General features: G+C 73.7%; 6 protein-coding genes. 1 reads left to right on the top strand and 5 read right to left on the bottom strand.

Annotated features, from left to right (window positions below; translation table 11 throughout):
- Window positions 1–197: 197 nt before the first annotated feature.
- Window positions 198–4,244: a glycoside hydrolase family 3 C-terminal domain-containing protein gene (locus JT723_RS13285; RefSeq protein WP_205044767.1), complete on the top strand. Its 4,047-nt coding sequence runs from the start codon at window positions 198–200 to the stop codon at window positions 4,242–4,244.
- Between the two features lie 66 nt (window positions 4,245–4,310).
- Here the strand turns inward: JT723_RS13285 and JT723_RS13280 are convergent, their stop codons facing one another.
- The 5 genes from JT723_RS13280 to JT723_RS13260 are packed head-to-tail and all read right to left on the bottom strand — an operon-like array spanning window position 4,311 to window position 14,560.
- Window positions 4,311–6,257 carry a YehQ family protein gene (locus JT723_RS13280; protein ID WP_251513567.1) on the bottom strand — a complete coding sequence of 649 codons (1,947 nt, stop codon included), beginning with the start codon at window positions 6,255–6,257 and terminating at the stop codon, window positions 4,311–4,313.
- Complete coding sequence (locus tag JT723_RS13275) at window positions 6,254–7,417, bottom strand: VWA domain-containing protein (RefSeq protein WP_205044766.1); 1,164 nt, start codon at window positions 7,415–7,417, stop codon at window positions 6,254–6,256. Before JT723_RS13275 ends, JT723_RS13280 begins: the two co-directional genes overlap by 4 nt.
- Window positions 7,414–9,882, bottom strand: a complete 2,469-nt coding sequence (locus JT723_RS13270; protein WP_240165534.1) for a DUF5682 family protein — start codon at window positions 9,880–9,882, stop codon at window positions 7,414–7,416. Before JT723_RS13270 ends, JT723_RS13275 begins: the two co-directional genes overlap by 4 nt.
- Window positions 9,882–10,994 carry an ATP-binding protein gene (locus JT723_RS13265; RefSeq protein ID WP_251513564.1) on the bottom strand — a complete coding sequence of 371 codons (1,113 nt, stop codon included), beginning with the start codon at window positions 10,992–10,994 and terminating at the stop codon, window positions 9,882–9,884. Before JT723_RS13265 ends, JT723_RS13270 begins: the two co-directional genes overlap by 1 nt.
- The gene (locus JT723_RS13260) at window positions 10,991–14,560 is read right to left on the bottom strand and encodes a DUF4132 domain-containing protein (RefSeq protein ID WP_205044765.1); all 3,570 of its coding nucleotides are present in this window, start codon (window positions 14,558–14,560) and stop codon (window positions 10,991–10,993) included. Before JT723_RS13260 ends, JT723_RS13265 begins: the two co-directional genes overlap by 4 nt.
- Window positions 14,561–14,693 lie beyond the last annotated feature (133 nt).

The following is a 14,693-nucleotide window of genomic DNA, read 5'->3' as shown; positions in this document are numbered from 1 at the left end:
GCCAACCCCGAAGCACCACGCCCAATCGCCTGATTTCCCCTGCCAGGGCGCGGATATGACGCTTCGTACGGGTCTGGCGGCCGGTTGCAAGGATCCTTGACTTTTGCTCATTCCAAGCTGAACAGTGTGCGAGCGAGTTTTCATCGGTTCGATGGGCGGCCGCGGCGCGCGGTCTTCCATGAGCGAAGGAGACAACGTTGTCAAGAGGAAGACTCAGATCATCGTCAGCCGGACGGCTGCTGGCCGCCGCCATGGCGGTGAGCGTCGTCGCCGGGATCCCGGCGGTCGCACAGGCGAGCACGGAAAGCACCGGGAGCGCGGCGCGGCCCGGCGCCGCGACCACTCCGATCTACCTCGACACGCACTACTCGTTCGCCGAACGGGCGGCCGACCTGGTGTCGCGGATGACGCTGCCGGAGAAGGTGGCGCAGCTCCAGACCAACAACGCGCCCGCCATCCCGCGGCTCGGCGTGCAGCAGTACACGTACTGGAGCGAGGGCCAGCACGGCATCAACCGGCTCGGCGCCGACACCGCGGCCGGCGGGCAGGGCGAGCTGGACGTGACGGCGACCAGCTTCCCGGTGAACTTCGCCTCCACCATGTCCTGGGACCCGGAGCTGACCTACCAGGAGACCACCGCGATCTCGGACGAGGCGCGTGGATTTCTCGACAAGTCGCTGTGGGGGACCGGGCAGAACAACATCGGGCCGTCCGCGTCGGACTACGGCGACCTCACCTTCTGGGCGCCCACGGTCAACATGGACCGCGACCCGCGCTGGGGGCGTACCAACGAGTCCTTCGGCGAGGACACCTACCTGGCCTCCGCCATGGCCGGCGCCTTCGTCAACGGCTACCAGGGGCAGACGATCACCGGCAAGCCGATGACCCCGTATCTGAAGGTCGCGGCGACCGCGAAGCACTACGCGCTCAACAACGACGAGAACAACCGCCACACGCAGAGCGCGAACACCACCGACGCGAACGTCAGGGACTACTACACCCGGCAGTTCGCCTCCCTGGTGCAGGACGCGCACGTGTCCGGCGTGATGACCTCGTACAACGCGGTGAACGGCACGCCAGCGCCCGCCGACACCTACACGGTCAACGAACTGCTCCAGGCCACCTACGGCTTCGGCGGCTACACCACCTCCGACTGCGGCGCCGTCGGCGACGTCTACGCCTCGGGCAGCCACAACTGGGCGCCGCCCGGCTGGACCACCAACGGCACCACCTGGACGAACACCGCCACCGGCAAGGAGATCTCCGCCGCGGCCGGCGGGCAGGCGTACGCGCTGCGGGCCGGCACCCAGCTGAACTGCGCCGGCGGTGAGCTGACCACGCAGAACATCGACGCGGCCATAGCGCTGGGCATGCTGACGCCCGGTGTGATCGACAGCGCGCTGACCAAGCTCTTCACGGTCCGCATGCAGACCGGCGAGTTCGACCCGGCGAACAAGGTCGCCTTCACGAGGATCACCAAGGCGCAGATCGAGTCGCCCGCACACCAGGCCCTGGCCGAGAAGGTCGCGGCGCAGGACCTGGTGCTGCTGCAGAACGACAAGGTGACCGGTACGTCGTCGCCGCTGCTGCCGGCCGACCCCGCCACGCTCCATGACGTCGTCGTCCTCGGCAACCTCGCCGGCACCACGACGCTCGGCGGCTACTCCGGCCGGCCGACGCACACCGTCGACGCCGTGCAGGGCATCACCGCCGCCGTCAAGGCGGCCAACCCGTCGGCGACCGTCACCTTCGACGCCTGCGGGACCTCGACCGGCGCGACCGCGCCCGCCCAGTGCTCGGCCGCGACGCAGAGCGCGGTCAAGGCGGCGGACCTGGTGGTCGTGGTGGTCGGCTCCGACATGGGCGTCGCCGACGAGGGCACCGACCGCTCCGCGCTGGCGCTGCCGGGCAACTACGACTCGCTGATCAGCGGCGTCGCCGCGCTCGGCAACCCCCTTACGGCGCTGGTCGTGCAGGCCGACGGACCGTACGACATACGGTCCGCGCAGCAGGACTTCCCCGCGATCGTCTTCAGCGGCTACAACGGCCAGGCCCAGGGCACCGCGCTCGCCCAGGTCCTCTTCGGCGAGCAGAACCCGGTCGGCCACCTGGACTTCACCTGGTACGCCGACGACGCGCAGCTCCCGCCGATGGACGACTACGGGCTGACGCCGTCCGAGACCGGCGGGCTCGGCCGTACGTACATGCACTTCACCGGCAAGCCGACCTACCCCTTCGGATACGGCCTGTCCTACGCCGACTTCGCCTACTCCCACGTGACGGCGGGACCCGCTTCCGTCGCCGCCGACGGCACCGTGAAGGTCGGCTTCGACGTCACCAACACCGGCAAGGTCGCCGGTTCGACCGTCGCCCAGCTCTATGCGGCGCCGCAGTTCACCGCGCCGGGCGTCGAACTGCCCAAGGAGCAGCTGGCCGGCTTCAAGAAGACGGCGGTGCTCGCGCCGGGGCACACCCAGCACGTCACCTTGTCCGTGAAGGCCGCCGACCTGAGCCACTGGGACGAGGGCGCCCTGAAGCAGATCGTGCCCGGCGGCGCCTACCAATTCCGCGTTGGCCCCGACTCCGCGACCGTCGCCGGGTCCGGCACCGTACGGGTGCACGGCGCCATCACCCCGAAGGTGGAGTCGGTCACCGTCCAGCCCGCCCAGGTGGCCTTCGCGCCCGGCGACAGCCTGGACCTGACCGGCACCAACCCGTGGATCGCGCCGGACACCGACCCGGTGCTCGAACAGAAGCACGCCGCCGCGGACCACATCGTCGAAGCGGCCACCAGCGACCAGTCGTTCGCCGACCTGTCGCGCGCGCACGTCACCTACCGCAGCAGCGACCCGCGGGTCGCCACGGTCGGCCGTGACGGCACCGTCAGCATGAAGGCACCCGGCGCCGCCACGATCGAGGTCACGGTCGACGGCGTGACCGGCACGACGCCGATCGTGGTGCAGGAGCCCTTCGCGCTGAAGGCGCCCGGCATCGTCAAGCCCGACACCGCCGTCACCGCGACCGCGACCTTCACCAACACCAGCGGGCAGGCCGTTCGCGGGCTCGCACTCGGCCTGACGTCGCCGAGCGGCTGGACCGCGACGGCGACCTCACCGGTCACGGTGGCGCAGGTCGCGCCGGGCCAGACGGTGACGGCCACCTGGAGCGTCAGCGTCCCGGGCAGCGCGAGTCCCGGTACGAAGGCGGAGCTGGACACGACCGCCCGGTTCACCGGCGGGGCGGGCGCCTTCACCCAAGGCGCCGTCAGCCCGCTGACCGTGACCTCGGGGGCCACCCCGGAGCAGGTCACCCCGGTGGTGACCGGGACGAGCCCGGCTGCCGGTTCGCTCCAGGTCGTCGTGCACAACCCCTCGGACACCCCGACCACGGTCACCGGCGTCCGGTGGAAGCTCGGCGACACATCCGGCATTCAGCCGGTCAGCGCGACCATAGCCCCGCAGGAATCGGCGACCGTGGACGTCCCCGTCACGGGCATCAGCTTCGCCAGGCCCTACCTCTTCACGGTGACGAGCGTGATCTCCGGGGACCTGTCGTCGGAGGCCTTCTCCGGGCACGTCACCTTCCTGCCCGTGGTCAACAGGAGCCTCGGCGACTCCTGGACGCTCGCCGACGTACAGGACGGCCCCGCGGTCGACCTGTCCACCGGCGCGGACGGCACCTGGTCCACGCTGGACGGCACGCAGCCGTACGGCGGTGACGCCGACCTGTCGGGCAAGGTGTGGCTGGACTGGGACTCGGCGAACCTCTACGTCACCGCCGACCTGACCGACGACGTCTTCTCCGAGCCGGCCACCGGGGCCGACATCTGGCAGGGCGACTGCCTGCAGTTCGCGGCCACGTCCGGCGTGCCGGGCTCGTCCGCGACCGAGAGCACCGCGTCGGTCGACGGGCACTACGAGTACGGTGCCGCGCTCACGTCGGCGGAAGCCCAGCTGTACCGCTGGATCGCCCCGACCGAGGGCAGCGGGCAGGTCACCGATGCGACCGTGCATGTGACCAGGGACGACGCGACCCACCACACGCTGTACCAGCTGGCGGTTCCGTGGAGCGACCTCACGTCGGTCCAGCCGACCGCCGGCACCGTGTTCTCCTTCGCGCTGGACGTCAACGACAAGGACGGCGGGGTGCGCAAGGGCTACACGCAGTGGGGTGACGGCATCGGTTCGAGCAAGGACGTCGGCGGCTTCAACATGGCCCAGCTGATGCCCGCGACCGGACCGTAGGCAGATAGGCCTCCCGCCGCAGGCCGGGGCCGGTGCACGCCGGCGTCCGGTCTGCGGCGGGGGCGTTCAGGCCGCCGTCTGACGGTGCGTCTCCAGGCTCACCGCCAGGTGGATGTGCGCGTCGACCCAGCGGGCCACCGCCCCGGAGTCCTGGCGGAGGGCCGCTTCCAGGTCCCGCAGGTGCCCGGCGGCGGTGCGCAGGCCCGTACGCCGCAGCAGCGTCGCGCTGTCGTCCAGCCGGGTGCGGGCCGGGGCGGTCAGGCGGCGCAACCCGTGGTGGGCAGCGTCGGCCAGGGCGGCCAGCCCGGCTTCCAGGGCCGCCGTGATCGGATCGGTCGGGCGGGCAGCCGTCGTGGCGATCAGGGTGTCGCCCTCCCCGGCCGCCAGGTCCGGGACGACGACCCCGGTGGGCGTCAGCACCGCCAGCGGGTCGAGCACGAAGCGGCCACCGGCGCTGCCCAGCACGCCGCTCACGCACTGCACCTGCCCGCCGCCGAGCGCTGCGGCCAGCGCGTCCAGGCCCCCGGGGCACAGCGGATTGTGCTCGGCGCGGACCAGGACCTCGTTGCCCGCGGGGTCCAGGAGGACCGCCTCCAGCTGCTGCCCCGCCGGGTCATAGCCGATCGGCCCCACCGACTCCACGGCGACCACCCGCACGGACTCCGCCGCCACCCGGGGGCGTATCAGCTGCGGCGGGCGCTCGCCGAGCCCCCGCAGATGCGCTGCGACATCCCGCAGCAGCAGAGTGCCGGGCAGTTCCGCCCAGGCCGAGCCGACCGGGGTGACGCTGGTGGCCGCGATACGGCCGCGGGAGATCGCGATCGTACGGTCGGCGGCGCGCGAGGTGTGCTCGCTCACCACGTTCGCGGCGGCCAGCGCATGCAGCGCGGAGCCGAGCAGGCGGCGCGACGACAGCTCGTACCCGGTGGCGTCCTGACCCTCCGCCAGGTCCCAGCGCTTGCGCAGCACCAGGGCGATCCCGGCGTCCGCGTGGGCGAAGAAGACCTCGGCGGTGCGCTCGTGCGCACTGCCGCCGATCCGGCAGCCGAGCGCCACCAGGCGCACCCGGCGCAAGGGGGTCGTCGGCGCCTCCTTGGTGCCCAGCACCTGGACCGGGTCGAGTGCCGCGGCCCGGTGGCGGGCGTGGATCTCGGCCAGCAGCAGGGCGTAGCGCCCCGCGTCGTAACGGGTGCCGCGCGTCGCGTACGCCTCCACCTGCTCCTGCAGGTCGGCCACTGCCCCCGCGGGCCAGTGCCGGGACGCGGCGGTCAGCTCCTCGCGGCACTGGCGCAGCGACCCCGCGAAGACCGGGCCCGCCTGCTGGACGCCGTCCAGCAGGAGTTCACCGGCCAGCGCGAGGGCGGTGCGCAGCGACTCGCCGGGGTCGCCCTCCTGCGGACGGCCGCCGACGGTCACCAGCTCCGTACGCCCCGCGTCGTCCCCGGCGCGGAAGGCCCAGGCCGCCAGGACCACGACCTCGCCGCGCATCGCGGGTGCCGCGTCGGTGAGGGCGTACCCCAGCTCGTGGGGGACCGGGAAGGTGACCGTGCACGTGGGCAGTTCCACCCGGGGGACCGGGTCCTCCGGGGTCGGGCGGTGCAGGCGGGCGCTGTAGCCGCGGTCCTGCACACGCCGTGCGGCGGCAAGCGCCGGCCGGCCGACGGCCGCGGCCAGCGCGTCGTCGTCGAACTCGCCCGGCGACCAGTCGGCGAAGGCACCGCTCTCCTGCGGGGTGTCCTCTGCGGTCTGACGGTAGGCCAGCACCAGCCCGATGCGGTGGCGGCACACCCCCGGCGCACCGCAGGTGCAGTCGGCCGCGTCCAGGTCCGCACCCGGCGCTATGACGGTCTCGACGCCGTCGGGGAAGACCCCGCGCACGGTGCCGTCGTCCGCGGCGGTCACCGCGGGACCCGCGCCCGCGGCGAGGTCCTTCTCCGCGCGCTTGACCAGGCCGCGGTTGGCCAGCGCGGCCAGGGTCTCGGGCGTGAGCGCCCGCAGGTCCGCCCTGTTCACCGGCTCCCGCCCACCTTCTCCGCGACGAATTCGGCGAGCCGCCCCGGCGTCATCGCCCCGACGTGCGCCCCGCACTGCGCGAGCCGTCCCGCGAGATCCCGGTCGTAGACGGGCTCGGCCTCCTCGTCCAGCGCCGCAAGGCACAGGACGGTGCTGCCATGCTCGACCAGCGCGCGCACGGTGCGGACCAGGCGGTAGGGGTCGCCGCCCTCGTAGAAGTCCGAGACGACGACGACGATCGCGCGCCGCGGGTTCTCCACGAGGGAGGCACCGTAGTCGACGGCTCTGGCAATGTCCGTGCCGCCGCCGAGCTGGACCTTCATCAGCAGCTCCACCGGGTCGGTCACGTCCCGGGTCAGGTCCACCACCTCGGTGTCGAAGGCGGCCAGGTGGGTTTTGAGACCCGGCAGGTTCCACAGGCAGGCGGCCGTCACGGCCGAGTGGATGACGGAACCGGCCATCGAGCCCGACTGGTCGACCAGCAGCACCAGTTGCCACGACTCCAGGTGGCGGCGGGTGCGCGAGTGGAAGTGCGGCCGCTGGATGAGGATGCGGCGCTGCTCCGGCTGGTAGTGGGCGAGATTCGCCCGGATGGTGCTCTTGAAGTCGAAGTCCCTGGCCAGCGCCAGCGGGCTCGGGCGGCGCGACCGGGAACCGGTGAAAGCGCGGCGGACCTCCGGGCGCAGCTTCTCCATCAGCTGCCGAACGACCGCCTCCACGATCCGCCGGGCCAGCACCAGCACCTCGGGATTCATCAGGTGCTTGGTGCGCAGCACGGCGCGCAGCAGCGTCTGACTGGGCTCGACGCGGGCGAGCACGTCGGGGTCGGTGACGATCTCGTGGATCTCGTACCGCTCGACGGCGTCTCGCTCCAGCCGCTCCACCGTCTCCTTCGGGAAGAGCCGGTGGATGTCGTCGAGCCAGTCGACCGCGGTCAGCTGGGAGGGGCCGGTGCCGCCCTGACGGGAGCCGCCGGGGCCGCGGCGGACACCGCGGCGCCGCAGGTCCTCGTCGCGTCCGTAGAGCCAGTCGAGCGCGGCGTCGCGGTCGGCGGCGGAGCCGTGCAGCGGGCCGGTGCAGCGCTCGGCTGCGGCGCCGAGGATCAGCCGCCAGCGCTCCAGGCCGGGATCGGGGTGCCGGGTGCCGTCGGGAAAGGTCATCGCTGCGCCCCCAGGCCGTACCGGTCGAGTGTGCGTGCCACGTTCTCCTCCAGGTCTGCCGCGCGGGCCAGCAGCAGCGGGTCGGCGGTCGTCCGCAGCAGGGAGCGCGCGGAGGCCTGGATGCCGCGGCGCTCCAGCAGGCGTTCCGCGATGCGCTCCCGCTCGCGGGGCGGGAAGAAGGCGAACGCCTGCCGCAGCGCGGGCAGGCCGGTCAGGAAGTCGTCGTCGGCCATCGCGGAGACGACGCCGTCGACGACGTCGACCAGCGACCCGCCGCCTGCCGCGGTGCCGCGTGCGACTTCCTCCCGGGCCAGCGCGAACAGGCCGGCGAGCCAGTCGCCGAGGGTGTCGGGGGCCGACGAGGTGAGGGCGCGCACCGCGGCCGCGGGGTCGTCGGCGGGGGCCTCAGCGTCGGCGGTGGCTGCGGTTCCGCCGGTGGCTACGCTTCCGCCGGTGGCGGCGTCGAGCGCCCAGCGCAGCCCGAAGGCGGCACCGCGCAGGTCGGCCGGGGCACGGAGGTCCCGGCTGATACGGGCGGCCGCCGCTGCGGCGTCCTGCCGCGTGAGGGACAGCAACCCGGGGGCGTGCAGCAGCGCGTCCCGTGCGGCGGCCAGTGCGCGCAGCCGCCCGCGGTCCACCCCCGGGCCGCCGTGCACTCCCTCCGCCAGCCAGAACACCCGCTGGACCGCGCCGTCCACGACCAGGCCGAGCAGGCCGTCGAGGGCCACCCCGAAGACCCGGTCGTGGCGCCACAGGCCGAGTGCCGACGCCAGCACCTCGCCGAGCGGCGCCACCTCCGGTACGTGCGCCACCTGGTCGGCCAGACCGCGCAGCAACTCCTCGCTGAGCGCCCCGACACCGCACAGCACCGTGTCGAACAGCAGCTCCGCCAGCGGCCCCACGTCCGTACCCGCAGCGTGCAGCCGCTCGCCGAGCGCCACGGAGGCCGCCTCGTCCAGCCGCGCCCCGTACACGCCTGCCTCCACCAGGGCCGCCTCGCGACCGCTCGTGGAGCCGGGCTCCCAGCGCTCGGCGAACACCGGGTCCGCGCTGTCCGCGGGACCTGAGACCCGGGTGAAGCCGGGGATGCCCAGGACCCGCAGGCGGTGCAGGAACCGGCTGCGCGCCAGGTCGGGTGCGGCGGTCAGGTCCAGCGCCACCGGGGCGGCGGCCTGCCCCGGGTCCGCCAGTCCCAGGCCGGCGAGCCGCGCGGCCACGTCGTGGACCAGCGGCGGCATCGGGGTGTCCGGGTGCAGCAGGCCCTCGGCGTCGCCCGAACACGCGGCGACCATCTCCACCACGACGGGGTGGCTCCCCGCCCGGAGCCCGCCGCCGGCCGACCACGGCAGCGGACTGTCCAGGTCGTCGCTGATCAGGGCGCCCGCGAGGCCGTCCAGGACGTCCACCCTGGTCTCACTGTGGTGTCCGCGCATCTGGGCGAGACCCCGGGCGAGGCCGCGGGCGGCGATCAGGTCGGCGGTGGAGACCGGGACACGCCTGTCCCGCAGCCGCCGGGTGACCGCGCGCAGCAGCCCTTCGGCGGCGGCCTGCGGATCGCCCTTCTCCCACAGGAGCTGGTAGTAGCCGGGCGACGGCATCCCCGACTGGTATCCGCTGAATGCGTCCAACTGCCGGAAGGTGTACGGCACCAGGAAGCTCCCGGCGAGCGCGCCGTCGGGCGGTCCTGGCACCTGCGGCCAGTCGGCCGGCCCGTCCCCCTCCTGCCCGTGCTCCTGCTCTTGCCCGAGGGCGCTTCGCAGCGCGGGGCGGTGGAAGCCGCCCGTGACCACCAGCACCGGCCGGCCGCCGGCCCGGGCGCGTGCCGCGCGGATCCAGGAGGCCATGTACTCCTCGCGCGCCCGGTCGCCGGGATCCGCGGCGGCGTCACCGCGGACCAGGTCGAAGTAGGCCTCCAGGCGGGCCGCGAGACCGCTCGGCTCTGCGGCCTCGAAGAGCCCGTCCCACAGCGCGTCCACCGAGTCGACGGCGAAATGCGCGCACAGCCGCCGCGTCGCTTCCGCGTAGCGGGCCTCGGCGTCGGCGTAGCGGTTGGAGTTGCGCCCTGCGCGCTCGGCGAACGCCGGGTGCCAGGCCGGGAGGTCGATGAAGCGCACCTCGGCCCCGGCCGCGCGGCCGTCCCGCAGCGCGATCCACTCGGGGGAGTAGTCGCACAGCGGCGTCCAGGAGGTCGCGGTGCGGGACTCGTCGCGGTAGTGGCTGAACACGGCGATCGGCAGCCGGTGCCCGAGCAGTAGCTCGGGAAGCCGCTCGTTCATGTCCGCCGGCCCCTCCACCAGGACGTATGCGGGCCGCAGCGACGCGATGGCCTCCGCGACGAGGCGGCCGCACGCGGGGGAGTGGTGGCGTACGCCGATGAGGACGACGGAGCCGTCGGCGATGGCCTCGGCCTCGGTGGCCGAGGCTCCGGCGCAGGCTTCGGCTTCGGCTCCGGTGGTTGCGGACATCAGTCGGCCAGCAGGTGGCGGGCTTCGTGCAAGGCCTTCCACTGGCGACCCGCTCGGCGCGGCACCTCCTGTTCCAGGAAGCGTCGCAGCCGGGCGAGGTCCTCCGGGCTGTCCTTGGCCGCCGTGCCCGCAAGGCTGGCCACGACGTCGGCGGCATTGCCCGGCTCCCCGCGCAGGAACCAGCCGCGCACCCCCACCGCGTGTGCGACGGACACCGCCTCGGCCGTGCTCATCACCGTGGACATCCGCTCGCCCTGCGCCTGCCCTGCCGCGGCACGCAGCTCGCGGAAGGTGCCGACCAGGACCTCCAGCACGTCCCGCTGCGGCGGCGGCTCCACTCCCGACCGCCGCAGCAGCGCCGTGGCCTCCGCCTCGACCAGGGCCAGTTCGGTGTCGAAGTCGGCGATGGGGAAGACCGTCTCGAAGTTGAAGCGCCGTTTGAGTGCGGCGCTCATCTCGTTGACGCCCCGGTCGCGGGTGTTCGCCGTGGCGATGACGTTGAAGCCCTGGCGGGCGAAGACCATGCCCTGCGGCCCGTCGAGTTCGGGGATGGCGATGACCCGGTCGGACAGCAGGGAGAGCAGGCAGTCCTGCACCTCCAGCGGGCAGCGGGTGATCTCCTCGAAGCGTACGATCCGGCCCTCGGACATCCCGCGCAGCATGGGCGCGGGCACGAGGGAGCGGGGGGAAGGACCCTCCGAGACCAGCAGCGCGTAGTTCCAGGAGTACTTGATCTGGTCCTCGGTGGTGGCCGCGCCGCCCTGCACGGTCAGCGCGGACGTACCGCTGACGGCCGCCGCGATCAGCTCGGACAGCAGCGACTTGGCGGTGCCGGGCTCCCCGACGAGCATCAGGCCGCGGTTGGTGGCCAGGGTCACCAGGGACCTCTCCACCAGCGCGGAGTTGCCGACGAACTTGCGGGTGATGCCGGCTTTCTCGTCGCCGACGATGAAGCGGCGTGCGGCCCGCAGGCTGAGCTGCCAGCCCGGCGGTCGGGGGTCGCTGTCGGCCGCGCGCAGGGCGGCGAGTTCCGCGGCGTGGCTGACCTCGGCGGGCGGGCGCTGCGGCTGCTCGCCGCCCGTCCCGGCCACGGCGGTGGCGGGCGCGCTCACTTCGCGGTCACCTCGGTGAGGTCGGCGAGCAGCTCGGAGGCCATGACCGGGTCGAGGCTGCCCAGCCGCAGCGGGTAGTCGCGGCGCTCCCAGTAGTCGCCGGGGCTGTCGTCGAGCCACACCGCACGGAAGGTCTGGTCGGGGAAGATGTCGTGCGCGCCGACCGCGATGCCCTCGTCGAGGTCGATCACCAGGCAGTGGCCGTCGTCGATGGGCCGGTAGAACCAGCGCTCCACGCCGGCGTCCTGCGGTTCGCCGCGCTGCCAGCCGCGCTTGGTCAGGCCCAGCAGTCTGCCGACCGGAACGGTGGCGTTCTCGAAGCGGGCCAGCCGGTGGCTCGCGGCCTCCTCGGGGGTCAGGGCGAACACGGGCCGGCCCAGCTGCGAGAACGGCTGCAGGATGGCGTAGTCGGCGAAGAGCTCCGACCAGGCGGCCACGTCCCCGCCCAGGTGCAGCGGGTGCGCGATGCGCACCTGCGCGCCGTGAGGAAGCGTGAAGGCGTCGTCCTCGACGTCCGCGAGCGTGCGGTCCTCCGCGACCCGGAAGGCGGTCGTCGTGCTGTCGGCCTCGCAGAGCCAGACCAGGCGGCGCACCATGTGCCACAGCAGCGGGTGGGAGGTGAACAGCTCGTGGAATTCCCCGGCCGTCCATCCGCGCTGGGCGACCATCGCCGCCTCCAGCCGGCGCACCTGGTCGGCGGCGACGGTGCGGACGTCCTTCTTGAGCGCGGAGAACCGCTTGCGCTCGGCCGGTGCCAGCTGGGCGTCGTCCCGAGCGCCGGGAACGGGCAGGTCCTTGCGCCGCTTCCCGTCCTCGTCCAGGACGTAGGGGCGCAGCTGCTCGTCGAATCCGACGGTGAAGCGGCGCGGGCCGTAGTCGATGACCGTGCTGCCGTTCGCGTCCAGGCCGAAGTCGGGTACGAGGCGGTCGCCCAGCTGCTCGCCGGTCAGGCCGAGGCCCTCGGCGACCTCGGCGATCTTCTCCTGGGCGCGGACCTTGAGCGCCTTGAACGGCACCCGCTGGGCCACGCCGTGCAGATGCAGCAGCGCCACGTCCGTGCCGATCGTCGCCAGCGCGTTCAGGCCCTCGACGGCCCGGTGGTGCGCGCCCTCGCCGGGCCAGGCGCGCAGGACCGGGGTGAGGCGGCGGACCGTCTCGTCGTCGCCGAGCCAGCCGAGGGCGTGCAGTGCCCAGCTCTCCTTGGCCGGCATTCCGGCCAGCCGCCACTGCTCGAACACGCCCCAGGCGAAGGCGGCCAGGGAGTCGCCGGTGCAGTGCCCGGTCAGCACGTCGAGGCCGGGGTAGACGTCACCGGGCTTGGACAGCGCCAGGACGGTGAGCGCGTTGCGTACCGCGTCGGCGGGGAGGGCGCCGCCCTCCTTGAGCAGGATCTGCGGAAGCAGCGCGGGGTCGGCCCAGGCGCCGACGGCGGGCATACGGGCCGGCAGCGCGCTCTCCAAGGGGTCGGCGGTGAGCACCTCCTCGACGATGTCCGCCGCCTCCTGCCCGTACGCCGCCGCGGCCCGCAGCGCCGCCTCGCTGCCGTGAGCCGCCGCCAGCAGGCGCAGCGCCCGTTCGGCGCCCCGCCTGGCGACTCCGGCCGGCCCCACCGCGTACGGCACGAGGAAGGGGACGGCGGCCACGCCGTGCCGGCCCAGCCAGGCGCGGGCGGTGGCGTCGGCGGACTTCAACCGGCCCAGCCAGTCGCACACCTGGCCCGCGACGCCGGTGTCCAGATACGGCAGGAGCAGCGGACCCAGCGTGGCGGGGTGCCGTGCCGAGGCACGCAGCAGCAGCGGCAGGGCGTCCGTGCCGAACCGCGCGGCCACCGGCCGGAGCGCGGCCTCGCCGTCCCAGAAGTCCTCGGGTGCGAAAGCGGCCAGCAGCGGTCGCACCAGGTCCTCGGAGCCGACGACGAACAGCCGGGCCTCCCGGACGTCCTTCACCGGCCGGCCCTGCTGCAGTGCCGCGATCTCGGCGGCCCAGTCGTAGGACTTCCGCCATGTGCTGTACCAGGACCGGGTCGCGGCCCAGGACTCCCTTTCGCCCGTCTTCCAGGCGACCCGCGGCTCGGGCGCCGCGGGCAGCCCGGTGGCCACCCGGGCCTTGCGGGTGGCGCGCCTGTTCGCCCACGGCGGGCTGACCAGCAGCGCGGGAAGCGACTCGGCGGGGGCGTCCGCGACCCGGTCGGCCCGGGTGAGCAGCGGTTCGACGCGGGCGGCGGCCTCGGCGGGGAGGTCGGGCAGCACGGCTGCCGTCAGCTCGGGGTGGGACAGTACATGGGCGGCGAGCAGTTGCTGGGCCATCGCCGCGTGCGGGGCGCCGCTGTCGACCGCCGCAGCGAGCAGGCGCAGGGCGCGTACGGGGTAGCGGCGCATCGCGGTCAGCAGTTGCGGGCGCACGTGCTTGTCGCCCGCGCGGGACAGCAGGATCCGGAAGGCGTCGTCCGTCGGCAGGTCGACGACCGCGCCGGCCAGGGTCCTGACGGCGTCCGAGCCGTACGCGTCGTCAAGTGCCTCGTCCAGCAGGGGCGCGAAGGCCTTCCCTGTGCCCTCGGCGAGGGTCGCGACAAGGGCCATGGACCAGGCGTTCCAGGCGAGGTCGAGTTTGCCGCCGCCGAAGTGCGCCAGCTGCGCGGGGGAGTTCAGCGAGCACAGCAGCATGGCCCGCAGGTCCTGATCGGTGGGGAGCGGGTCGGCGCAGCACTCGTCCACCCAGGCCTGCTCGGCGGGCAGCAGGTACGACACCACGGCGCGCAGCCGCGCGTCGCTCCTGTGGTCGGCGAGCGCGGCCACGGCCTGTGCGTAGCTGTCGTCGTCCGCCACGGCCAGCAGGGCGCGCAGCCGGTCGGCGAAGTTGGGCCGCGCCCAGTGGCCGGCCGTGCTGTTCGCGGGCAGCCGGGTCAGGCGCGGGTCGTACCGCCGCATCCCGCTCTGCTTGTAGTGGGCCTCGGTGTCGAAGTACGCCACGACGGCCTGCGCGGCGAACGGCAGCCCGTGGTCCAGCACCCAGGCGTCCACGAACGCGCCCTCGGGCAGCTGGTAGTGCATCGTCAGGTGGGCGAGGGCTGCCGCGCCCAGCGGGTTGTGCCCGCCGCGCAGGTGCGTCCGCACCGCCTCGGTCACCTGGGGGTCGCTCGCCGGGGAGGTCAGCATCTCCTCGATCCAGCCGGCCTCCTCGTGCAGCCTCGCAGCCAGCAGCTCCCGGACCTCCGGGCGCAACTCGCCGACGCTGCGCCTGATCCCGCCCCGCCGCGGATACACCAGCCGCCGCCAGGAGGCAGGCATCTCGAAGTGCTCCTCGTCGGGGAAGTGCACGCCCAGCGGCCCCTGCTCCCCCGGGGCCGCCGACCGTTCTTCTCCTGCGACCTCCCGATACCCCTTGTGCTCCTTCTCCGCGACCGCCTTCGCGAGGTGGCGCTGCGCGGCCGCGGCCGACTCCAGCGTCTTCACCTGCGTCCGCCCCTCGGACCCGACCCGCCCGTAGCGAACCGTGACGGTGCTGCCCTCCGCAGCGCCCTCCCAGAACTTCGCCGAGCCGTCACCGACCAACTCCCAGCGCCCCACAGCCCCTCCTCCGCCGACACCCCGGTCGCGATCACCTGTTGGATGTCGATCACGCTAGCGGCCCCCACTGACAGCGCGTCGGGCCGGGGGCGGGGGCGCGACGGGCTCTCCACCCGGGGCTGCGGGCCTCTCC

This window comes from Actinacidiphila bryophytorum (assembly GCF_016916835.1).
Lineage (GTDB): Bacteria > Actinomycetota > Actinomycetes > Streptomycetales > Streptomycetaceae > Actinacidiphila > Actinacidiphila bryophytorum.
The sequence above is the reverse complement of the archived record's forward strand: the minus strand, read 5'-3'. Positions and strand labels throughout refer to the sequence as shown.

Bases quoted from the DNA above. Each gene is read 5' to 3' on its own strand.
- JT723_RS13270 (WP_240165534.1), bottom strand. From the start codon at position 9,882: ATGTCCGCAACCACCGGAGCCGAAGCCGAAGCCTGCGCCGGAGCCTCG.
- JT723_RS13275 (WP_205044766.1), bottom strand. From the start codon at position 7,417: ATGACCTTTCCCGACGGCACCCGGCACCCCGATCCCGGCCTGGAGCGC.